General features: G+C 72.6%; 24 protein-coding genes and 1 pseudogene. 17 read left to right on the top strand and 8 right to left on the bottom strand.

Features of this window, described 5'->3' with window-relative positions; translation table 11 throughout:
- From R7226_RS26470 to R7226_RS26445, 6 genes are all read left to right on the top strand, one after another.
- Positions 1-1,214: MMPL family transporter (locus R7226_RS26470; RefSeq protein WP_318600394.1), on the top strand; the 1,214-nt coding region annotated here is incomplete at its 5' end.
- Positions 1,211-1,915 carry a TlpA family protein disulfide reductase gene (locus R7226_RS26465; RefSeq protein WP_318600393.1) on the top strand — a complete coding sequence of 235 codons (705 nt, stop codon included), beginning with the start codon at positions 1,211-1,213 and terminating at the stop codon, positions 1,913-1,915. The genes R7226_RS26470 and R7226_RS26465, both read left to right, overlap by 4 nt.
- Positions 1,912-2,562, top strand: coding sequence for a phenylalanine--tRNA ligase beta subunit-related protein (locus tag R7226_RS26460; RefSeq protein WP_318600392.1), 651 nt, complete (start codon positions 1,912-1,914; stop codon positions 2,560-2,562). Before R7226_RS26465 ends, R7226_RS26460 begins: the two co-directional genes overlap by 4 nt.
- A 59-nt stretch (positions 2,563-2,621) precedes the next feature.
- Complete coding sequence (locus R7226_RS26455) at positions 2,622-3,164, top strand: hypothetical protein (protein ID WP_318600391.1); 543 nt, start codon at positions 2,622-2,624, stop codon at positions 3,162-3,164.
- Positions 3,165-3,437: 273 nt separating this feature from the next.
- Positions 3,438-3,770 (top strand): hypothetical protein, encoded by a 333-nt coding sequence (locus R7226_RS26450; protein ID WP_318600390.1) that lies wholly within the window; start codon positions 3,438-3,440, stop codon positions 3,768-3,770.
- 36 nt (positions 3,771-3,806) lie between these two features.
- Positions 3,807-4,280, top strand: coding sequence for a VOC family protein (locus R7226_RS26445; RefSeq protein ID WP_318600389.1), 474 nt, complete (start codon positions 3,807-3,809; stop codon positions 4,278-4,280).
- Positions 4,281-4,395: 115 nt separating this feature from the next.
- Here R7226_RS26445 and R7226_RS26440 read toward each other — a convergent pair whose 3' ends face one another.
- A complete protein-coding gene (locus R7226_RS26440) occupies positions 4,396-4,767 on the bottom strand; it encodes a hypothetical protein (RefSeq protein WP_318600388.1) in 372 nt (123 codons plus the stop codon).
- Positions 4,768-5,186: 419 nt separating this feature from the next.
- A complete protein-coding gene (locus R7226_RS26435) occupies positions 5,187-6,452 on the bottom strand; it encodes an aminotransferase class I/II-fold pyridoxal phosphate-dependent enzyme (RefSeq protein WP_318600387.1) in 1,266 nt (421 codons plus the stop codon).
- A gap of 13 nt (positions 6,453-6,465) precedes the next feature.
- Here R7226_RS26435 and R7226_RS26430 point away from each other — a divergent pair, with 13 nt between their 5' ends.
- The 6 genes from R7226_RS26430 (at position 6,466) to R7226_RS26405 (ending at position 12,302) form a co-directional block, all read left to right on the top strand.
- Entirely contained in the window at positions 6,466-7,653 is a 1,188-nt protein-coding gene (locus R7226_RS26430; protein ID WP_318600386.1) for a GNAT family N-acetyltransferase, read from the top strand.
- 61 nt (positions 7,654-7,714) lie between these two features.
- Positions 7,715-8,023 (top strand): hypothetical protein, encoded by a 309-nt coding sequence (locus R7226_RS26425; protein ID WP_318600385.1) that lies wholly within the window; start codon positions 7,715-7,717, stop codon positions 8,021-8,023.
- Positions 8,024-8,046: 23 nt separating this feature from the next.
- Positions 8,047-8,991: a DNA-3-methyladenine glycosylase family protein gene (locus R7226_RS26420; RefSeq protein ID WP_318600384.1), complete on the top strand. Its 945-nt coding sequence runs from the start codon at positions 8,047-8,049 to the stop codon at positions 8,989-8,991.
- Between the two features lie 283 nt (positions 8,992-9,274).
- A complete protein-coding gene (locus tag R7226_RS26415) occupies positions 9,275-10,669 on the top strand; it encodes an ammonium transporter (protein ID WP_318600383.1) in 1,395 nt (464 codons plus the stop codon).
- A complete protein-coding gene (locus R7226_RS26410) occupies positions 10,666-11,037 on the top strand; it encodes a P-II family nitrogen regulator (protein WP_318600382.1) in 372 nt (123 codons plus the stop codon). The genes R7226_RS26415 and R7226_RS26410 overlap by 4 nt, the downstream gene beginning before the upstream one ends.
- An 83-nt stretch (positions 11,038-11,120) precedes the next feature.
- Positions 11,121-12,302 (top strand): PucR family transcriptional regulator, encoded by a 1,182-nt coding sequence (locus R7226_RS26405; protein ID WP_318600381.1) that lies wholly within the window; start codon positions 11,121-11,123, stop codon positions 12,300-12,302.
- Between the two features lie 50 nt (positions 12,303-12,352).
- Here the strand turns inward: R7226_RS26405 and R7226_RS26400 are convergent, their stop codons facing one another.
- From R7226_RS26400 to R7226_RS26380, 5 genes are all read right to left on the bottom strand, one after another.
- Positions 12,353-13,366 (bottom strand): ABC transporter substrate-binding protein, encoded by a 1,014-nt coding sequence (locus R7226_RS26400; protein ID WP_318600380.1) that lies wholly within the window; start codon positions 13,364-13,366, stop codon positions 12,353-12,355.
- The gene (locus R7226_RS26395) at positions 13,363-14,133 is read right to left on the bottom strand and encodes an ABC transporter permease (RefSeq protein WP_318600379.1); all 771 of its coding nucleotides are present in this window, start codon (positions 14,131-14,133) and stop codon (positions 13,363-13,365) included. The genes R7226_RS26400 and R7226_RS26395 overlap by 4 nt, the downstream gene beginning before the upstream one ends.
- Positions 14,133-14,906 (bottom strand): ABC transporter ATP-binding protein, encoded by a 774-nt coding sequence (locus R7226_RS26390; RefSeq protein ID WP_318600378.1) that lies wholly within the window; start codon positions 14,904-14,906, stop codon positions 14,133-14,135. The genes R7226_RS26395 and R7226_RS26390 overlap by 1 nt, the downstream gene beginning before the upstream one ends.
- Before the next feature lie 116 nt (positions 14,907-15,022).
- Positions 15,023-16,438 carry a vWA domain-containing protein gene (locus R7226_RS26385; protein WP_318600377.1) on the bottom strand — a complete coding sequence of 472 codons (1,416 nt, stop codon included), beginning with the start codon at positions 16,436-16,438 and terminating at the stop codon, positions 15,023-15,025.
- Positions 16,407-17,315 carry an AAA family ATPase gene (locus tag R7226_RS26380; RefSeq protein WP_318600376.1) on the bottom strand — a complete coding sequence of 303 codons (909 nt, stop codon included), beginning with the start codon at positions 17,313-17,315 and terminating at the stop codon, positions 16,407-16,409. The genes R7226_RS26385 and R7226_RS26380 overlap by 32 nt, the downstream gene beginning before the upstream one ends.
- A 75-nt stretch (positions 17,316-17,390) precedes the next feature.
- On the opposite strand from R7226_RS26380, the gene R7226_RS26375 reads away from it, so the two are divergent.
- From R7226_RS26375 to R7226_RS26355, 5 genes are all read left to right on the top strand, one after another.
- Positions 17,391-17,555 (top strand): hypothetical protein, encoded by a 165-nt coding sequence (locus tag R7226_RS26375; RefSeq protein ID WP_318600375.1) that lies wholly within the window; start codon positions 17,391-17,393, stop codon positions 17,553-17,555.
- Between the two features lie 73 nt (positions 17,556-17,628).
- Entirely contained in the window at positions 17,629-18,960 is a 1,332-nt protein-coding gene (locus R7226_RS26370; RefSeq protein WP_318600374.1) for a PspC domain-containing protein, read from the top strand.
- The gene (locus R7226_RS26365) at positions 18,950-19,141 is read left to right on the top strand and encodes a hypothetical protein (RefSeq protein WP_318600373.1); all 192 of its coding nucleotides are present in this window, start codon (positions 18,950-18,952) and stop codon (positions 19,139-19,141) included. The genes R7226_RS26370 and R7226_RS26365 overlap by 11 nt, the downstream gene beginning before the upstream one ends.
- Before the next feature lie 14 nt (positions 19,142-19,155).
- Complete coding sequence (locus R7226_RS26360) at positions 19,156-20,406, top strand: ATP-binding protein (RefSeq protein WP_318600372.1); 1,251 nt, start codon at positions 19,156-19,158, stop codon at positions 20,404-20,406.
- Positions 20,403-21,074, top strand: coding sequence for a response regulator transcription factor (locus tag R7226_RS26355; RefSeq protein ID WP_318600371.1), 672 nt, complete (start codon positions 20,403-20,405; stop codon positions 21,072-21,074). Before R7226_RS26360 ends, R7226_RS26355 begins: the two co-directional genes overlap by 4 nt.
- Before the next feature lie 18 nt (positions 21,075-21,092).
- Here the strand turns inward: R7226_RS26355 and R7226_RS26350 are convergent.
- A pseudogene (locus R7226_RS26350) lies at positions 21,093-21,445 on the bottom strand (hypothetical protein); the annotation flags it as partial.

The following is a 21,445-nucleotide window of genomic DNA, read 5'->3' as shown; positions in this document are numbered from 1 at the left end:
CGCTCGCCAAGCTGCCGCCGCTGCGCGCGCTGGCGCGCCGCCGCCCGACCGCCCGCGGCCTCGTCGCGCTGTCGCTGCGCCGGCCCGGCCGCGTGCTCGCCGTCGCGCTGGTGCTCGCGCTCGCCGGCTGGGCGTCGGAGAGCCAGACCGAGGTCGTCTCCGACGTGACGAAGCTCGTGCCGGCCGACATGCCGGCGCTGACCGACCTCGCGACGCTGCAGGACGCGACCAGATCGTCAGGCGCGATCGACGTCGTCGTGCGCGGCGAGGACGTCGTCAGCCCCGCGGTCGTGAGCTGGATGACCGACTACCAGGGACGCGTCCTGAGACGGCTCGGCTACGACGCCAGAGCAGGGTGCGCGGACGCGAGACTGTGCCCCGCCTTCTCGCTGCCGGATCTCTTCTCCGGCTCCAGCGCCGCCAGCAAGGAGCAGATCGACGCGCTGCTCGACGCCGTCCCGCCGTACTTCGCATCGGCGGTGCTGTCGAGCGACCGCCGCGCGGCGACGCTCGCGTTCGGGATCCGCCTGATGCCGCTCGACGAGCAGCAGCGCGTCGTCGACGTGCTGCGCGACGAGCTGAACCCGCCGCATGGCGTCGACGCGCAGCTCGCCGGCCTGCCGGTCGTGACCGCCCAGGCGAACGCGGACCTGTCGTCGGCGACGCGCCGGCTGCTGACCGTCGTGTTCGGGCTGCTGGCGGTCGCCGCGGTCCTCTTCGCCGTGCTGCGCAGCGCCGAACGGGCGCTGGTCCCGCTGCTGCCGATCGCGCTGGCGACCGGCTGGTCGGCGCTCGTGCTGTTCCTCACCGGCGTGCCCCTGAACCCGCTCTCGGCGACGCTCGGTGCGCTCGTGATCGCGATCTCGACCGAGTTCAGCGTGCTGCTGTCCGAGCGCTTCCGCCAGGAGCGCGCCGACGGCCGGGAGCTGGGTGACGCGCTGCTGCGCACCTACCGTTCGACCGGCCGCGCCGTCGTCGCCTCGGGCGTGACCGCGATCGCCGGCTTCGGCGTGCTCGCCTTCTCCGACATCCGCATGCTGCGCGACTTCGGCATCGTGACCGTCGTCGACCTCGCCGTCTCGCTGCTGGGCGTGTTGATCGTGCTGCCGTCGACGCTGGTGCTGGCCGAGCGCGGCGTCTTCGCTCGCGCGCTGCGCCGGCTGCCGCGTCCGCGTCGCCGCGCGAAGCGCTCCGCGCCCCGTCCGACCGCATGAGCGGCGAGCACGACGATCGACGGCCGGACGCGCCGCCTGAGGACGCGTGGCCGCCTTCGCCCGCCGCGCCGCCGCCCGCCTCGCCGTCGGGCGCGAGCCGGTACGGCTGGCTGGTCGGCGTCGTCGGGCTCGTCGTGCTCGCGTGGATCCTCCTCAACACGCTGCGGACCGAGGGCCCCGGCTCGACCGGGCCGGCGGTCGGCGCGACGCTGCCGCCGTTCGCCGCGCCGCTCGTGAGCAGCACGCTCGACGGTGACGCCAACGTCGCGACCAGAGCCGACCAGGGCGATGCCGGCCGGATCCCTGCGTGTGAGGTCGACGACCCGCGCGCCTTCAACGCCTGCACGGTCGTGCGCGAGAAGCCGCTGGTGCTCGCCTTCCTGACGGCGAAGGCGGAGAAGTGCGCGGGCGAGCTCGACGCGATGGAGGCGGTCGCCGCCGACTTCCCCGGCGTCGCCTTCGCGGCGGTCGGGATCAAGGGCGACCGCGACGACTTCCGCGAGCTGGCGAGAGCGCACGGCTGGAGCTTCCCGCTCGCGTGGGATCGCGACGGCGCGGTCTCCAACGTCTACGGGATCGCGGTCTGCCCGACGGTCGTGCTGGCGCGCAGAGGCGGGAGGGTGGCGGAGACGCTGCTCGGCGACGAGGCGGCGACCGCGAGCGCGCTGGCGGCGAGAGTGCGGGCGCTGGAGCAGGGATGAGCGAGCGGCCGACGCGCGCGGGCTGGGTCTCCGAGCGGCTGCTCGGGGAGTTCCCACGTCTCGGCCTGACGCTGCTGGAGGTCGAGCTGGAACGGCGGCCCGGGCGCAGCCCGAAGGGCGTCAGAGCGCGTCTGGCGCTGCTCGCCGACCGCTTTCGCGGCGCCGATGCGCTCGTGTTGCGCCAGCGGCCGGTGCCGCACGCCTACCGTGTGTTCTTCCGCCACATCGGCCTCGATCCAGACGTGACGCGGGTGCCGGTCGAGGCGGCGGCGGTGCAGCGGCTGGTGCAGGGCGGCTTCCCCTCGCGCGGGCTGCTTGACGACGCGCTGACGATCGCGCTGATGGAGACGGGCGTGCCGCTGTGGGCGCTCGACGCAGAGACGGTCGAGGGGCGGCTCGGTCTGCGCCTGAGCGGCGAGCGGGAGCAGCTGGGGGAGGGCGAGCTGGCAGCGCCGCTGGCGCCAGGCCGGATCGTCGTCGGCGACGAGCGCGGGCCGATCGCGCTGCTGTTCGGCGAGCCCGCCGCAGAGCGCGCTGTGACGAAGCAGACGCGCCGGGTGCTGCTGTTCGCCGTCGTCGTCGAGGGTGTCTCGGCGCTGGAGGTCGAGGAGGCGCTGTGGACCTGCGCGGGGACGCTCGCATCCTGACGCGCCACGCGACGGTTGCGCACTCGAAAGCGGCACGACGGGGGTAGAATCGCCGCACGATGGAGCGTGTGATCGAACAGGCGAGCACGCAGGTCGCGCCCCCGCCGGGGGGTTTCGCGTCGTCCCACCTGCCCAGCGCGCCATGGTTCGCGCGCGACGAGCGCGCCGCACGTCGCACGCTGCGCGGCCAGGTGCGGAAGCTGGAGCGCGAGCTGGCTGAGGCGGTCGCGCGCACCGTCCCCGGCGACGAGATCATTTGGACGCTGTCGGATCGCGCCGCCGCACCAGCCGGCCCCCGCCTGCTGAGCCTCGGCGAGCTGGAGCGGCTGCGCGACGAGCTCGCCGAGCGGCTCCACGAGGTCCGCGTCGTCCACGCCGAGCGCGCCGAGCGCGAGGCGCTCAAGCGCGACGAGCTGGCGCGTCTGCTGCGCGACCCCGCCGCGTACCCCGGCGTCCGCATCACCCGCCGCGAGGTCGGCGAGCCCGGCTGCGGCGCCTGGGAGTCGCGCCCGCGCCTGGGCCTGATCGGCATGCTCGCCGGCTGGTGGCACGTGAAGATCTCCTCAGGCTGTCCGCTAGCCCGGGCACGTCGCCGGTCGTGAGCACTGCGGTGCGGCACGTCGCAGGCGCCGGCTGACTACCCTCTCGGGTCGATGGGCCGTCGCAGTCGCAAGCAGCGCAGCACCGCATCGGCGCGACCCGCGCGAGCTGTGGCGCGCACGCCGGTCTCCAGAGCAGACGACGCAGCCGCACGCGCGTCCTCGGCACCCGCGCCCTCCGCCATCGCCCGCGACGACGCTGCGCGGCGCGGAGCGCGCACCAGCGCCTCCCGCCGCGAGCAGGCGCCGGCGGCGCCGTGGGGGAGCTTCCCGCTGATGGAGTTGTGCGTGCTGTCGGCGATCGCGCTCGGGATCGCCGGCTTCGTCGTCGGCGGCCGCGCCGGCAACGTGCTGCTGACTGGCGCGGTGCTGATCGGCTCGGTCGCGGGGCTGGAGGTCGCGCTGCGCGAGCACATCGGCGGCTACCGCTCGCACACGGCGCTGCTGTCGGGCGTGGCGGCGGTCGCGACGATGGCGGTGCTGTTCTTCGCCAGAGTCGACAGGGCGACGATGGTGCCGATAGCGGTCGCGGTCTTCGCGCTCGCCTTCCTCGGCTGGCGCGCGCTGTTCAAGAAGCGCTCCGGCGGCTTCGGCGTCAAGGTGCGCTGAAGGCGCCGCCTGCCGCGCCTATATGCTCACGCGAGCATGACCGCCGAACCACCGAGCGAGCAGCAGCCGGACGCCGAGCCGCGCCGCATGAAGCTGACCGGCCTCCATCACGTGACGGCGATCTGCCGCGACCTCGATCGCACGACCGCCTTCTACCGCGACGTGCTCGGACTCGCGCTGGTCGAGGAGGGGGTCAACGACGACGACCCCAACACGCGCCACTTCTGGTTCGGCGACGCCGCCGCCGCGCCCGGCACGCTGATCACGTTCATGGAGTACCCGCAGCTGCCCGACGGCGTCGTCGGCGCCGGCTCGCTGCACCACGTCGCCTTCGTCGTCGAGAGCGCTGACGAGCAGCTCGCCTGGCGCGACTACCTGCGCGAGCGGGGCGTCGGCTGCACCGACGTCTTCGACCGCGGCGCCTTCCGCTCGATCTACGTCCGCGACCCGGACGGGCACATCGTCGAGATCGCGACGCGCGGTCCCGGCTTCGCGGCCGACCGTATCTGAGCGCGCGGCCGCGCCACGTCGGCGCCGCCGGTCACACCGCAGCTGAACGCACGGCGCGCCCCGTACCCGCGGAAAGCTCGGGCACGGGGCGCGTCGCAGCGATGCGGCTGGTCCGTCAGGCGCTGATCAGCTCGCCGGCCGCCTCGAGGCGGACCGAGTGCTCGATCTTCGCGTGCGCGTCGAGCTGAGCCGCCAGCGCAAGCCGCTGGCGCTCGGTCAACGAACCGACGCGCTTGGTCTCCAGGATGCGGAACATCGCCAGGAACTTCCGGCAGCGCGTGCTGCCCCAGCGACGCTGGCTCATCAGGACGTCCCCGATCGCCATGCTCTCCGCTTCCCAGGGGGTGGTGAGGAGAACCTCTGCGGCGGACGTCTCTCCGTCCGCGATGCGGCGCTTCAGCTCTGCACGAGCCAAGCGCACGCGGTTTGCTCTTTCAAGGGCACGCAGGTGTTGCGGCCCAGGGGTCATCGTCGGCAACCCGTCCATCTGCACTCTTTCTCCCTGCCTCCGATACGAGTAGGCCTCGACGGACCACCGAGCTTGAGGGGGTTCGGTGGTCTGCGTCGCGTCGGCGGGCGGGGGACTCGGACACCCCCGTGGCGGTGGCGCTCTCCCTCGTAAGAGGCACCGATGCCGTGGTGCGAGATCGCCCGGACGACGTTCCGCAGAAGCTATGCCTTTCGCCCCGCGACGGTCAATGGAGAACCGTCTCATCCTCCGCTAGGAGCGGCCTTTTTCTGCCGACCCGCAATCCGGTTCATCGGGCATGTGCCACGCCCATATCAGGTCGCGGCACGCCCCCGCGCAGGTCCTCTCCCGAAAGGAGAGCGTCGACCAATGAAGATTCCGGCGCGTTACGACGCAGGCGTCGTAACGCGCGCGCTCTCGATCGGCTCGAACGAGCGTCAGGCGGCGGCGCCGGGCAGCGGCCCGTGCTCGGCCTCGAAGGCCTGCTTGACCTGCGCGAACTTCTCGATCGCGGTGTCGAGCGTCGCGCGATCGTGAGTCGCCATCACGCTCGTGCGCAGCAGCGCCCCGCCGGGCGGCACGGCCGGGTGCAGCGCGACGTTGACGTAAACACCGGCCTCGTACAGCGCCTTCCACAGCAGCGCCGCCTTCCAGTCGTCGGCGACCAGCACCGGCACGACTGGAGTCGCGACGACCGAGCCGTCCGGCAGCGCCGTCGGCTCGACCGTGTGGAGGCCGAGCGAGCGCAGCCCCTGGTTCAGGTAGGCGGCGTTCTCGAGCACGCGCGCGAACAGCGCTCTGCCTTCCTCCGAGCGGCAGATGCGCACGGCGGCGAGCGCCGAGCCGACCGCTGCCGGCACGGCGCTTGCCGTGAACAGGAACGGGCGCGACTGGATCCGCAGGAAGTCGATCACGTCGGCCGGGCCGGCGATCACGCCGCCGGCGGAGGCGAGCGACTTCGAGAAGGTCGCCATCCGCAGGTCGACGCGGTCCTCGACGCCGAACAGCTCCGCCGTGCCGGCGCCGCGCGCGCCGAGCACGCCGAGGCCGTGCGCCTCGTCGACCATCAGGCGGGCGCCGTAGCGCTCGGCGAGGTCGGCGATCTGCGGCAGCGGCGCGACGTCGCCCTCCATCGAGAAGACGCCGTCGACGACGACGAGGATGCCGCCGCCGTCGCCCTCCGCCTGCTGCAGGCGCTTCTCCAGCAGGTCGAGCCGGTTGTGGCGGAAGACGCGCATCTTCGCCCTCGACAGCAGCACGCCGTCGAGGATCGAGGCATGGTCGCCGGAGTCGACGACGACGGTGTCGCCCGGTCCGAGGATCGTGCCGATCGCGCCGAGGTTGGCCTGGTGGCCGGTCGTGAAGACGATCGCGTCCTCGACCTCGAACCACTCGGCCAGCTCGCGCTCCAGCTCCAGGTGCAGGTCGAGCGTGCCGTTGAGCAGGCGCGATCCGGTCACGCCGGTGCCATAGCGGCGGATCGCGGCGTGAGCGCCCTCGATCACGCGCGGGTCGCTCGTCAGCCCGAGGTAGTTGTTGGAGCCGAGCATGATGCGCGGCTGGCCCTCCATCTCGACGATGGGGGCGGTCGCCGACTCGAGCCGGCGGAAGTAGGGGACCGCGTCGATCTCACGGGCCGCTCTCAGCTGGAGAACGCGCTCGTGGGTGCGGGCCTTGTCGAAGACGTCTGTGGTGGTCGGCATATAGATTGGCCGGATGGCTCTCGAAGTCCGGCCGGTCGCCTCCAAGCGCGACCTCACAACCTTCATCAAGCTGCCATGGCGGCTCTATCGTAACGAGCCGCACTGGGTGCCGCCGCTCATCTCCGAGCGGCGCAGATTCCTCGACCGGCGCAAGAACCCCTGGTTCGAGCATGGCGAGGCGCAGTACTGGCTCGCGTGGCGTGACGGGACGGCGGTCGGACGGATCACGGCGCAGGTCGACCACGTCCTGAACGAGTTCCAGGACAACAGATGGGGCCTCTTCGGCTTCTTCGAGTGCGAGGACGACCCGGAGGCCGCGGCGGCGCTGTTCGACGCCGCGGAGCAGTGGCTGCGCGCCCGCGGTCGCGACCGCATGGTCGGGCCGGCCGACTTCACGATGAACGACGAGTGCGGCGTGCTCGTCGAGGGCTTCGAGCTCGACCCGATCATCCTCACCAACTGGACCAAGCCGTACTACCCCAGACTGATCGAGTCGGTCGGGCTGCAGAAGGCGATGGACACGCTGATGTGGCACCTGGAGATCTCGGGGCGGGACAGAGTCCACCCGTCGATCTGGAGAGTCGCCGACCGCGTCGAGTCGAAGTACGGGATCACCGTGCGGCCGATGCGCAAGAAGGACATCCACGCCGAGATCGATCGCTTCCTCGAGGTCTACAACGAGGCGTGGGAGAGAAACTGGGGCTTCTCGCCGCTGACCGAGACCGAGGTCCGCCACTACGCCAAGACGCTCAAGCCGATCCTTGACGAGAATTGGGCCTTCGTCGCGCAGAAGGACGGCGAGACGGTCGGCGCGGCGCTGACGGTGCCCGACTACAACCAGGTCTTCAAGCACATGAACGGCCGCATCCTGCCGTTCGGCTGGCTGCAGTTCCTGCTGCGCCGCAAGAAGATCGACCGCGTCCGCGTCTTCGCGCTCGGCGTCAAGCGCGAGTGGCAGCACACCGGCGTCGCCGCGCGCTTCTACGAGCTGCACTTCGACTCGGCCGAGGTGACGCCGCAGACCTATGGCGAGATGGGCTGGATCCTCGAGACGAACAAGTCGATGAACCGCGCGATGGAGGGGATGGGCGGCAGAGTCGTGCGCCGCTACCGCCTCTTCGAGCGGCTGCTCGACCCGGACGCGGTGCCGTCGATCGCGCCGGCTGACAGCGAGCCGGTGCCCGCCGGCGAGTCGACATAAGAACGCGCTAGCCTGCGGAGGGCGGCGCGTCCGACGGCGCTGTCACGATCCGCATCTCGCGATGGAGACCCAGCCCGACCACCACCCGCTGCCGCTCGACGACGAGGAGACGGTCGACGCCGTGCCCGTCGTCGACGAGGTCCGCGCGCTTGAGCGGACGCGCGCCCAGCTGCCGGCGGTCAAGACGGCGGCAGCGGTCGCGGCGACCGGCTTCGTCGCCGGCGCGGCGACGGTCGTGGCGATCTCCCACCGCGCGCGCAAGCGCGGCGGCGGCAGGCTGGCGGGCCGGCGACGCAGGGGCGTTGACGCGCTCCCGATCGTCTCGACCCGCTCGGTCCTGCTGGACATCCACCTGCTCGGCCGCGATTGATGCGAGCGCCGGGCCGCGCGCCCGTGCGGCGCGATGCTCGCGTCGCGTCTGGAAGCTGGCGCCGCCCGCAGCCCGGCACGCACGAGCTGCGCGTCGAGGTGACGCCGCCGTGGCCGTTCCGGCTCCCGCGCGGCAGCGGGATGGACGGCGTCATGCGCTGCCGCGACGGCGTCGTGCAGCGGCTGCTGCACCACGGCGACGACCCGGTCGTCGTGCGCGTCGCGCAGACCGCGCCCGATCGCGTCCTGTTCGGCGCACAGGCGTCCAGCGAGGCAGCGGCCGCGTGGGGGATCGAGCGGATGCGCTTCGCGCTCGGCGTCGACGACGACCTGCGCGAGTTCCATGACCGCTTCCGCGACGATCCGCTGATCGGCGCCGCCGTGCGCAGCAAGCCGACGGTGCGGCTGCGGCGCCGGCCGGTCGCGTTCGAGGCGCTCGCGTGGGCGATCACCGAGCAGCTGATCGAGTACGTGCGCGCCGCCGCGATCCAGCGCCGGATCGTCTGGAAGCTCGGCCGTCAGCACGCGGCCAGCGGCCTGCGCGACCTGCCGAGCGCGGCGACCGTCGCGGCGCAGGCGCCGGCGCTGCTGTGCTCGTTCGACCTCGCCGACAAACGCGCGCTGGCGCTGCGGCGCGCCGCGCACGAGGTCGCCAGCGGCCGCGTCGACCTCGACGACCCCGATCACGAGCGCGGCTGGCGCCGGCTCGACGCGATCCCGGAGATCGGCAGCTGGACGCTGGAGGTGACCGCGCTGCTGGGGCAGGGGCGGATGGATCAGCTGCCGGCCGGCGACCTCGCCTACCGCAAGCTGGTCGGCCGTCTGCTGACCGGCGACCCGCGCGCCCGCGTCGACGAAGAGGACGTGCGCAGCTTCTTCGCACCCTACGGCGCGTGGGCGGGCCTGGCCGGTGCCTACGCGCTGCGCGCGGCCGCGCCTGAGCTGAAGGCCGTCGCCGCGGCTGCATAGCCACTCCACCGGGCCGATCGCGCGTGCCCGCGTGCCCGCTCGCGCGCGAGCGAGAGAAGTACCTGCAAAACCACGCCTTTCCCGCGCCGGGGATGGCGCAAACTCGCATTCCTGGACACCCCTGTTCTACCGCGTGGACAATCGGTCGGGCAGGAATCTTCGACACCGGTCCAATGATTCGCCCCCCACGAATGCGGAGGATTTGCGACGCTCGCAATCAATTCAGGAGGGTTCTGCAGTGCCTCAATCCCGTCTGGGGCGTGCCGCCGTTCTCGGTGTGCTCGTGACACTTCTCTTGCCGGCGTCCGCGCTGGCCCAGGATGGACCGACGATCGACGTCGTCAAGAGTGAGCTCGACACGACGTGGCTGATGCTCGCCACCTGTCTCGTCTTCTTCATGCAGGCGGGCTTCGCGCTCCTCGAGATCGGCATGTCGCGCGGCAAGAACGCGGGCATGGGCGTCGCCAAGATCCTCGTCAACTTCGCGATCGCCACGATCGTCTGGTGGGCCGTCGGTTATGGCCTGACCTTCGGCGGCACCGCGACGTTCTTCGGTGATTCCGGCTTCTTCCTCGGAAACGGCACAGAACTTGCCGGTGAGGGCGTCGACGCCGCTGGTGTCGGCTTCTTCGCCTTCCAGCTGATGTTCGCCGCCGTCTCCCTCGCGATCGTGTGGGGCTCGACGCTCGAGCGGATCAAGTTCGGCGCCTACATCATCTTCGCGATCGCCTTCGTCGGCGTCATCTACCCGCTCGTCGCGCACATGGCGTGGAGCGGCGGCTTCCTGACGAGAGTCGGCTCCGGCGTGCAGGACTTCGCCGGGTCCTCGGTCGTCCACCTCACGGGCGCCACCGCGGCCTTCGCGGCCGTCCTCTTCCTCGGCCCGCGCAAGGGCAAGTACGGCCCCGACGGCAAGCCGCGGGCGATCCCGGGCCACAGCATGCCGCTGCTCGGCCTCGGCGTGCTGATCCTCTGGCTCGGCTGGTTCGGCTTCAACGGCGGCTCGACGTTCAACACGAGCGGCAACAAGTTCGCCGAGGTCATCGCGGTCACGAACATGGGCGCGGTCGGCGGTGTGCTCGGTGCCCTCTTCCTGATCTGGGTGCTGACGAGAAAGCTCGACGTCGGCATGATCGCCAACGGCGCGATCGCCGGTCTCGTCGCGATCACCGCTCCGGCCGGCTACGTCGAGATGTGGTCGGCGCCGATCATCGGCTTCGTCGGCGGTCTCGTCGTCGTCGCGGGCGTGCTCGCGATCGAGAAGAAGATCGACGACCCGGTCGGCGCGCTCTCCGCACACGGTCTGGCCGGCATCTGGGGCACGTTGGCATGCGGCCTCTTCACCTCCGAGCGCCTCGCCGGCGAAGTCGGCGTCGGCAAGGCCGGCCTCTTCATGGGCGGCGGCGCGGAGCAGCTGTGGACGCAGTTCATCGCCGTCGTCGTGACCTTCGGCGTCGTCTTCATCCTCTCGTCGATCGTCTTCGGCGCGATGAAGGCGACCTTCGGTCTCCGTGTCACGGAGGAGGACGAGGATGCCGGTCTCGACATCGCCGAGCACGGCATGTACGGGTACCCTGAGCAGTTCATCCCCGCTCCTGAGCTGGTGGGTGTCGGTTCGTCTCGGCCGCAGGCCGGAACGGCGGCGCCGATCGGCAGCACCTCGGAGGTCACCGCATGAAGCTCGTCGTGGCGTACATCCGGCATGAGGCTTTCGAGCCGATCCGCACGGAGCTGCTCGAGCTGGGCTTCCCGTCCCTGACGATCATCGAGGTCAAGGGCTCGGGCCGGCAGAAGGGCATCACGGAGCAGTACCGCGGGTCGTCGGTGACGAACTACCTGCGGCCCAAGATCAAGGTCGAGTGCGTGGTCGCGGATCAGGACACGCAGACGATCGTCGACACGGTCCTGAAGCACGCCCGGACCGGGTCGATCGGCGACGGCAAGGTGTTCGTCATCCCCGTCGAGCAGGCATACCGCATCCGCACCGGCGAGTCCGGTGAGGAGACCCTCCAGATCCACCCGGACGCGGCGGCAGCCGCGACCTGACCCAGGACGCGCGAGCACGGCAGAACCGGGTGGCGGGCGAATGACCGCCCGCCACCCGCCGTGCGCTCGTCCGAGCTGATCCCATGTCCCACGAGCTGCATCTCCAGCTCGTCGGCGCCGTCCTGGGCGGCGAGGGACTGGTGCGCGTCGCGCAGCTCGTCTCCGCGGCAGTGCGCGCACCCGTCGCGATCCTCGTCCCGCGCATCGCCGTCGCCGTCGGCTTCCCCGCCTCGATCGAGCTGACCGCGCTGCGCCGGTACACCAACGAGCGCGTCGAGGGACGCGCCGGGGCCCGCCCGCAGGAGCTGGTCGCCGAGGCGCCGGTGCTGGCCGGCAGCGACCTGATCGGCGTCGTCGCGCTGCTGCGCGGCGAGCAGCCGCCGCCGGAGGACGCGCAGGAGCTGCTGCAGCTCGCCGCCGTCGCCTCCCTCACCGAGGTCGCCGTCGAGCAGGCCAAGCGCGAGGTCGAGCAGAAGCTGCGCGGCTCGCTGCTGGAGGAGCTGCGCTCGCCGACCGAGCAGCTCGACGCCAGGCAGGTCGTCAGGCGCGCCGCCCGTCTCGGCTGCGACGTCTCGCGGGGCGCCGTCGCGCTGTGCGCCGCGCCATCCCCTTCCAATGCCGACGCCGACGCGCTCGACGCGCTCGTGCGGCAGATCCCCGAGCTGCACCCCGGTGCGCTCGCGCAGACCTTCGACGGTCGCGTCCACGCGATCCTGCCGCCGCTGGAGCCGGAGCCGGGCGACGACGAGGAACTCGCCGCGCGCACGCTGACCGCGGCGCGGCGGCTGTCGCTGACGCTCGCGCCCAGCGCGATCGCCGGGCTCTCGAACTTCTGCGCCGACCCCGCGGCGCTGCCGCGCGCGCTGCAGGAGGCCGAGCTGGTGCTCGACGTGGTGCGGCGTTCGGACAAGCCGGTCGCCGAGGACGTCGGCCAGGGCACCTACCGGCTGCTGTTCCGCGTGCTCGCCTCTCACCCCGAGGAGCTGCGCAGCTTCTACGAGGAGACGGTCGCGCCGTTGGTGCGCTACGACGAGCGCCACAGCAGCGAGCTGGTGAGGACCGTCGAGGCGTACCTCGCGCAGGACTGCAACGTCAACGCGACGGCGGCCGCGATCGGCGCCCATCGCCACACGGTCGCGCACCGGCTGGAGCGCGTGAAGGAGCTGACGCGCCTGGACCCGCTGCGCTCCGAGGACCGCGAGCGTCTCGGCCTCGGATTGAAGGCGTTTCGCATCATCGCGCCGACGCTGCCGCCGGCGCGATGAGTGCGGATCCGTGCACCCGTGGGATGCACAGATCCGCAGTGATGCGGTGATCAGCCGCTCTGGCCGGCCAGGAACTCGTTTGTGATCGCGGCGGCGCCGGCGTTCGGCTCCGCGCCGAGCAGACCCTGGGCGTACATCCAGGCGCCGTATCTGTTCCACTCGCCGGGCTCCATGAAGCCCCACGGCTTGTCCTCGGCGGCAGGGAAGAAGACCGGCAGCGACGCTCTCACGCTCGCGAGCGAGAACTCCGGGTCGAGATCTGGCGCGGCCGCGACGAGCGCGTCGGTCGCCGCCTGCGGGTCAGCTCTCGCCGCCTCGTAGCCGCGCGCGAGCGCCTGCACGAAGGCGCGCACGTCGTCGCCGTGCTCGCCGACGAACTCCTTGTCGGCCGCCAGCACCAGCTCGTTGTACGTCGGCACGCCGACGTCCTCCATTCTGATGATGCGCGGGTTTCTTCTGGCCCGCTGCAGCTGCACGCCCTCGACGTTCCAGAAGGCACCGAGCGTCGCGTCGACTCTTCTCGACAGCATCGCCGGCACGAGGTTGAAGCCGACGCTCGTCTCCTTGACCGAGTCGAGCGGCACGCCGGCCGTCTCGAGGATCGTTCTGAGGTAGGCGCTCTGGTACGGGATCCCGGCGGTGCCGACGCGGCCGCCTCTGAGGTCGGCCGGCGTCTCGATTCTTCTGCGGTCGAGCGTCATCAGCGAGGTCAGCGGCGTCTGCGCGATCGCGCCGACCGAGACGACCTGCTGGCCCTTGTCGCGCGCGATCAGCAGCTCGGGCGCGTAGGAGATCGCGAGGTCGACTCTGCCGGCCTGCAGCAGCTTCAGCGGCGCGGCGGGATCCGAGGGGACCTGCACCTCCACGTCGAGCCCGGCGTCGTCGAAGTCGCCGTTGGCGAGCGCCGCGTAGAGGCCGACGTGGTCGGGGTTGGGCAGGTAGTCGAGCATCAGCGTGAGCGTGCGCTTCTGCGCGGCTGGCGTCGTCGTCTCCTCCTTCTCGCCGCAGGCGGTGAGGCCCACGGCGACGGTGCAAGCGGCGAAAAGCGCGAGAGCGCGTCTCATCGAGTACGTCCTCCTCTGGTTTCGAAGGCCCACGGCAGCACGCGGCGCTCGACCAGCGAGAGCAGGCCGAACAGCGCGATGGCGAAGGCGGACAGGATCACCACGGCGGCGTAGGCGCGCGCGGTCAAGAGCTGGGGCACGGCCTGCTGGATCAGGCGGCCGAGGCCGGCGTCGGAGCCCGACTGCTCGGCGAAGACGGCGCCGATGACGGCGATCGCGACGGCGATCTTGGCGCCGCTGAAGAGGCCGGGCAGCGCTGCCGGCGCCTCGACGAAGCGGAACGTGCGCAGGCGCGAGGCGTCGAGCGTGCGCATCAGCCGGCGCAGCTCGGGGTCGACGCCGGCGAGCGCGTCGAGCGTCGTGACAGCGATCGGGAAGAACGAGACGAGCCCGATGATCACGAGCTTCGGCGCGAGGTCGAAGCCGAGCCAGACGACCAGCAGCGACGCGACGACCGGGATCGGCACCGTCTGCGAGGCGACCAGCAGCGGGTAGGTCGCGCGCCGCAGCGTGGGGGAGAGGTGGATCGCGACGGCGCAGGCGAGCCCGGCGACCGCGGCGACGACGATTCCCAGCAGCACCTCGCCGGCGGTCACCGTGAAGTTGTCCCACAGCAGCGCGCGGTCCTCCCACAGGGCGGTCGCGACGTCGGCCGGCGAGGGCAGCAGCAGCTCGTCGACCCGCCCGCTGGCGGCGTAGAGCTGCCACGCGGCGACGAGCAGCACGACGATCGCCAAGGCGGGCGCATAGCGGAGGGCGGCCCGCATCAGGCGCCCAATCCCAGCGCCAGCAGCGCTTCCTCACGCAGCGCGACGACGGCCGCGTCGGTGCGGGAGCGTGGGCGCGGCAGCTCGACCTCGAGGCTCAGCACGGCGCGGCCGGGTCGCGGCGACATCACGACGACGCGGTCGGCCAGCAGCACCGCCTCCTCGACGTCGTGGGTGACGAGCACGACCGTGCGCGGCTCGGCAGCGAGCGTCTCGACCAGCCAGCCCTGCACCTCCTGGCGGGTGAGCGCGTCGAGCGCGGCGAACGGCTCGTCGAGCGCCAGCACCGGCTTGCCCGCCAGCAGCGTGCGCACGAACGCGACGCGCTGGCGCATCCCGCCCGACAGCGCCGCCGGCCGCGAGCGCTCGAAGCCGGCGAGGCCGAAGCGCTCGAACCACGGCGCCGCCTGCGCGCGCGCCTCGTCGCGCCCGACGCCGCGCGCCCGCAGCGCCAGCGCCGCGTTGTCGAGCGCGCTCGCCCACGGCAGCAGCAGGTCGCGCTGCGGCATCAGCACCGCCGGGTCGGCGCGCACGCTGCCGGCGTCGGGCTGCTGCAGGCCGCAGATCAGCTCCAGCAGCGTCGACTTGCCGCAGCCGGAGGCGCCGACGACGGCGACGGTCTCGCCCGGCGCGGCGCGCAGGTCCATCCCGCGCAGCGCCTCGACGGCGCCGTCGCGACCGTGAAAGGTGCGTCCGGCACCCTCCACGAGCACCCCGGACGGGGTGGAAACAGGTCGAGGCTCCATCGCGGGAGCCTCGGTGATCTCTGGCATTGCTCCCTCCGCGGGCATTACCCCACAGGTTCGAAGGGTCAGCGCCGGGTCTGTCGATGTGGCGCTATCTCAGCCGGCTCACCCGCCAGCCCCCCTGTATGTACTTGGCCGGGAGCTTAGCGCGGCAGGTCCGACGCCGGTCCTGTGAGCGCCTTGACGAACTCCTCCAGTTGGGCGGTCGTCCAGCATTCGAAGGCGATGCAGTGCTGCGCGTAGGCGGCGATCACCGAGTCGCCGTAGTTCCAGTACAGCTTCGGCTCGGGGTTGAGCCAGAAGGTGCGGCCGGCCTTCGCGGCGATCGCGGCGAAGACGTCGTCGCGCGGCGGGCGGCCGTTGGTGCGGGCGTCGCCGAGCACGATCACCGTCGAGCGCGGGCCGAGATCGTCGGAGACCTCGGTCAGGAACTCGGTCCAGACGCGGCCGTAGTCGGTGTAGCCGGAGACGTCGGCGACGCCGGCGTCCTTCGATATCGCGACCGACGCCGCCTGGAAGTCGCGCTCGCGCTCGAACACCTCCGTCACCTCGCTGATCCGCTCGATGAAGACGAACGAGCGCAGCCTGCGGAACGAGTCGTGCAGCGCGTGCAGCACGGAGAGGAAGAAGACGCTGGCGGAGGCGACGCTGGTCGAGACGTCGCAGAGGACGTAGATCTCGGGGCGGCGCGGGCGCTTCGGGCGGTACTTCAGCACGACCGGGACGCCGCCGGTCTCCAACGAGGCGCGCATCGTGCGGCGCACGTCGACGTGCGCGTGGCTGCGGTGGCCCTTCTTCTCGTGGCCCTGCGTCGCGAGCCGCCGCTTCAGCTGCACGACCACCTTGTGGACGGCGGCGAGGTCCTGGATCGGCCCGCCCGGCAGCGAGCGGTCGAGGTCGCTCAGCGGCCGCGACGGCGGCAGTCTCTTCGTGCGCTCGATCAGCGCCCGCTCCAGCTCCTTGCGCAGCTGCTGCTCGAAGCGGCGCAGCTGGTCGCGCGGGATTCCGTCGCGGCGCGGATCGTCGTCGGGCAGCTCCGGCTGCGGCTCGGACTTCAGTCCCAGCTGGCGGCGGATCCGCTGCACGTCGACGCCGATCACGCCGGAGCCGTCGCCGCGGTCGCCGAAGGCGGCGATCGCCAGCCGCGCGAGGTCCTGCATCTGGCCCTCGCCGCCCTCTTGCAGCGCCTGCGCGATCTGCTGGCGCAGCTGGTCGAGGTCGATCTGGTCGGCGCCCTCGAAGCCGGCGCCCTCGATCACGTCCCGATCGGCCGCCTGGCGCTCGGCGGCGCGGAAGAAGAAGCGGTCGAAGACCAGCTCGAAGATGCGCTGGTCGTCGGGAGACTTCGCCAGCGTCGTCGCGAGCGCCGCGCGGAAGTCATCGCGCTCGGTCCAGGCGATCTCACGCAGCGCGGCGAAGGCGTCGAGCAGCTCGGAGGTGCCGATCGACAGCCCCTCCGAGCGCAGCTGGTCGGCGAAGCCGATCAGCTCGGCGTCGATGCCGGCGTCCGGCCGCGGCGCGGCCGGCTCAGCGGCGGCCGGGCGATCCGACGGCGCCATCGGGCGCTCCGTCGAGCTTGACGCCGACGCGCGCGGCGACCAGTTCGAGGTCGGTGCGGTGCTTGACGATCACGCTCATCGTCTCGCGGAAGACTCTGCCGTCGAGGTCCTCGGCGCCGAGCAGCAGCAGCGCGCGCGCCCAGTCGATCGACTCGGCGATCGACGGCGGCTTCTTGAGGTCGAGCTGGCGCACCTCGTGGACGACGTCGACGAGCTTCTGCGCGATCGTCTCGCTCAGCTCCGGCGTGTGCAGGCGGACGATCTCCAGCTCGTGGCCGGCGTCGGGGTAGTCGACCCACAGGTAGAGGCAGCGGCGCTTGAGCGCCTCCGTCAGCTCGCGCGAGTTGTTCGACGTCAGCAGCACGACCGGCTGCGTGCGCGCATCGATGCGGCCCAGCTCGGGGATCGAGATCTGGAAGTCCGACAGCAGCTCGAGCAGCATCGCCTCGAACTCCTGGTCGGTCTTGTCGATCTCGTCGATCAGCAGCACGACCGGGTCCGGCGAGGCGATCGCGGTCATCAGCGGGCGGGCGAGCAGGAACTCCTCGCCGAAGATGTCGTCCTGCACGGCCTCCCAGCCGGTGCCGGCCGCCTCGGCCTGGATCCGCAACAGCTGCTTGCGGTAGTTCCACTCGTACAGCGCCTTCGCCTCGTCGAGGCCCTCGTAGCACTGCAGTCGCACGAGTTCGCGGCCGAGATAGCGCGAGAGCGCCTTCGCCAGCTCGGTCTTGCCGACGCCTGCGGGACCCTCGACGAGCACGGGCTTGCCGAGCTTGGTCGCGAGGTAGGAGACGAGCGCGGTCGACTCGCCGGGGAGGTAGCCGACGGAGCGCAGGCCAGCCGCGACCTCCTCGACCGATGTGGGCTCGATGGGCATGCGACGGCGAATGATACGGCGCGCGTCGCGCCCGACGCGGAGGCCGCGGGCGCCTGCCATGATCCCCGCGATCCGATGGAGCCCTCACTCGCCCCCTACGTGATCGGCATGGTGCTCGGCTTCGCGGTCGGCACCTTCGGGCACGTGATCAAGTCGAGAACCCTGATCCTGACGGGGATCTCGATCATCTTCGTCGTCGCGGTGCTGCTGCCGCTGCTGCGCGTCGGCGACCCGGGGTAAGGGTCTCGACCACGCGCTCCCTAGGGGCCATTCCCGATAGGCAGGGGCCCCGCCGGCCGGCAGTCTCTTCGGCATGAGCACGAGCGAGAACAGCACGAACGGACCGAGGCGGCTGCAGCGCAGCCGCGACGACAGGGTGATCGCCGGCGTCTGCGCCGGGGTGGCGCGGTACGCGAACGTCGACGCGACGATCGTGCGCGTCGCGGCCGTCGCGCTGCTCGCGTTCGGCGGCTTCGGCGCGTTCGCCTATCTCGCCGCGTGGCTGCTCGTGCCCGAGCAGGGGCAGACGAAGCCGCTGCTCGGCCGCGGGGACCAGGGCCGCGGCGTGCAGGTCGCCGGGATCGTCGTGCTGTCGATCGTCGCCGTCGCGACGGTCGGCGCGTGGGCCGACTTCGGCTTCGTCTTCGACGGCTGGCCGCTGCTGCTGCTCGTCACCGGCGGCGCCGTCGTCTGGTTCCTGAGCGAGCGCGGCGATCCGCTGCCGGAGTCGAACGCCGGTGGCGGGGTCGCGAGCGCGACGCCCGGCGCGAGCGCCACGGCGACATCCGCGGCACCCGGCGCGACCAGCAGCGGCACCGGCGCGCCCGGCGACGACGATCCGACGCTCGTCGCCGACCCGGCCGGCGGGGGCGACGGTGCCGGCGACGGTCTCCCGCCCGAAGACGCGCCGCAGCCGCAGCCGTCGCGTCCCCGCCGCGACCGCGGCTCATGGGCGGTGACGTTCTTCGCGGTCGGCGGCGTCTGCCTCGCGCTCGGCGCCGCCGCCGGCCTCGAGGCCGCCGACGTGATCGAGCTCGGCTGGGCCGGCTTCCTCGCGCTGACGGTCGTGCTGACCGGCGTCGCGCTCGTCGCCAGCGCCTTCTTCGGCGGCGCGCGCGGCCTGATCCCGGTCGGGCTGCTGCTGGCGGTCGTGCTCGGCGGCGCGGTCGCGGCCGGCTTCTCGCTCAACGGCGGGATCGGCGAGCGCACCTACCGGATCGCCGACGGCGACGAGCTGCGCGGCCGCTACGAGCTGGGCGTCGGTCACCTCGAGCTCGACCTGCGCGACATCGAGCTGGCTCCTGGCATCACCCACGTCACCACCGATCTCGACGTCGGCATGATCGAGATCGTCGCGCCTGACGCGCGCTTCGCCGGCGAGGCGGTCGATCCCGACCGCGACGGCCGCGGCGACGGCGGCCTCGACCTGCGCCGCACGATCGTCGTCGGCAGCGGCGACCGCACGCTCGAGATCGAGGCGCACGTCGGCGCCGGCGCGATCGGCGTCGAGCGCCGCGACGGCGGCGACTGGGAGTGGTCGAGCGCCGCGCCGGGCAAGGCCCCGGCGGCCGCCGGGCGCCGCTGCCTCGGCCTCGGGTTCGCGACCGTGCAGCCGGCCTGCGAAGGTGGTCGCGATGAAGCGTGACCGTCCGCTGCACCTGCCGTCGCTCGTCGTCGGGATCGGCCTGATCGTCTTCGGCGCCGTGCTGCTGCTCGACGCGCTCGACGTGCTCGACGTCAGCGGCGGCGCGATCGCCCCGGCGCTGCTCGCGATCGCCGGCGCCGGGCTGCTCGCCGCCGGCGTGCGCGAGCGGCGGCGCGGTTGAGATCATCGGCTGAGATGCCGTCCGCCGACGCGCAGCCGACGCGCCCGCCGCTGCGGCGCCTCCCTGACGAGGCGTCGTGGGCCGGCGTCTGCGCCGGCATCGGCCGCCACCTCGGCGTCGAGACCTCCTACGTCCAGGTCGCCTTCATCGTCCTGACGTTCGTCGGCGGCGCCGGCTTCATCATCTACGCGCTCGGCTGGGCGCTGCTGCCGCCGGAGCACACCGCGCCGCCCGTGCAGCGGCGCGCGTGGAGGCTGTCCGGCAGTGCCCCGCGCGAGATCGCCGGCCTGGTCCTGCTCGGCGCCGCGGTGCTGCTGACGCTGCGTCAGCTGGGATTGGGCGGCGGCGAGCTGCTGTGGCCGCTGCTGCTGGCGTCGATCGGCGTCGCGCTGATCTGGCGTCAGCCGTCGCAGGCGGCGTCGTGGACGCCGGCCGAGCTGCGCCATCCGCTGGAGGCGCTGCGCGACCGCATGCGCGGCGAGCGCGGCGCCGACGGCCGCGCGACCGCCCTCGGCGCCAGCCTCGTGCTGCTGGCGGCGCTGCTGCTGCTCAGCTCGACCGGCACGCTGCGCGCGCTCGGCAACGCGATCGGGGGCATCGTCGTGCTGGCGGCCGCGGCCGCGCTCGTCTTCGGACCGTGGCTGCTGCGGCTCGCGAGGTCGCTGGCGGAGGAGCGCGGCGAGCGGATCCGCTCGCAGGAGCGGGCCGAGGTCGCCGCCCACCTGCACGACTCGGTGCTGCAGACGCTGGCGCTGATCCAGAAGCGCGCCGAGGACCCGAAGGAGGTCGCCAGCCTCGCGCGGCGCCAGGAGCGCGAGCTGCGCCACTGGCTGCAGGAACGGCCGGCGAAGCCGGCGGGCGAGAGCCTGATGGCGGCGCTCGAGGAGGTCGCGGCCGAGGTCGAGGAGCTGCACGGCGTTCCCGTCGAGGTCGTGACGGTCGGCGACCGGCCGCTCGACGAGCACCTCGCCGCGCTCGTGCAGGCGGCGCGCGAAGCGCTCTCCAACGCCGCGAAGTTCGCCGGCAGCGCGAAGGTCGACCTCTACGCCGAGGTCGTCGGCGACCGCGTCGAGGTGTTCGTGCGCGACCGCGGCGTCGGCTTCGACCCGGCCACGATCCCGGCCGACCGCCGTGGCGTGCGCGAGTCGATCATCGGGCGGATGGAGCGCCACGGCGGCCGCGCGGTCGTGCACGCGGCGCCGGGCGCGGGGACGGAGGTCGAGCTGACGATGGAGCTGCCGAAGCGGGAGGATGAGCCGAGATGACGCCGACCGTCCTGATCGTCGACGACCACCAGCTCTTCCGCGCCGGCGTGCGGGCGGAGCTGGGTGACCGCGTCGAGGTCGTCGGCGAGGCCGACGGCGTCGAGCAGGCGGTCGCCGCGATCGCCGAGCTGACGCCTGACGTCGTCCTGCTCGACGTGCACATGCCGGGCGGCGGCGGCGTCGAGGTGATCCGCCGCAGCGCCCCGCGGCAGCCGGGCGTGCGCTTCCTCGCGCTGTCGGTCTCCGACGCGCCCGACGACGTGATCGCCGTGATCCGCGCCGGCGCGCGCGGCTACGTGACGAAGACGATCTCCGCCGACGAGCTGGTCGACGCGGTGCGGCGCGTCGCCGACGGCGACGCCGTCTTCTCGCCGCGGCTGGCCGGCTTCGTGCTCGACGCCTTCTCGACCGGAAGCGGTCCCGTCGCTCCGCCGCGAATCGCCGCAGACGACGCTTCCGGCGACCTCGACCAGCTGACCGCGCGCGAGCGCGAGGTGCTGCGCCACATCGCGCGCGGCTACCTCTACAAGGAGGTCGCGCTGCGGCTGGGGATCTCGTCGAAGACGGTCGAGGCGCACGTCTCGGCGGTGCTGCGCAAACTGCAGCTCTCCAACCGCCATGAGCTGAGCCGCTGGGCGGTCGAGCGGCGGCTGCTCGACGGCGACTGAGCGGGGCGCCGCTGCTGCTCAGCGGTCGTCCCAGAGCCGCGTCTGCGGCTCCTCGCCGTGCAGCGGCGGCCGCGCGCGGCGGCGCGTCGGCGGGACGTCGGCCGCGGGCGGCTCGGGCAGCCGCTTGGTCGGCGGATCGACGTCGGGCTGCGGCTGCCGCTCCGTCGTCGGCCGGTCTGCGACGGGCGGTCCGGCCGGAGGCGGCGGGGGAGCGGCGGCGCGCTCGGTCGCCGGCTCCTCCCATTCGGGCAGGTCAGCGGGCATCGCGCGCGTGACGTCGGTCTCGGGCTCGCCGCGGCGGCGCGGCGGGCGCTCGGCCGGCAGCGCCGCCGTCGCGTCGGTCGCCGGCTCCGCCGAGCGGCGCGGCGGAT

This window comes from Conexibacter stalactiti (assembly GCF_033542075.1).
GTDB lineage: Bacteria > Actinomycetota > Thermoleophilia > Solirubrobacterales > Solirubrobacteraceae > Conexibacter > Conexibacter stalactiti.
Note: the sequence above shows the minus strand (reverse complement) of the source record. Positions and strands in the feature narration are given on the sequence as shown.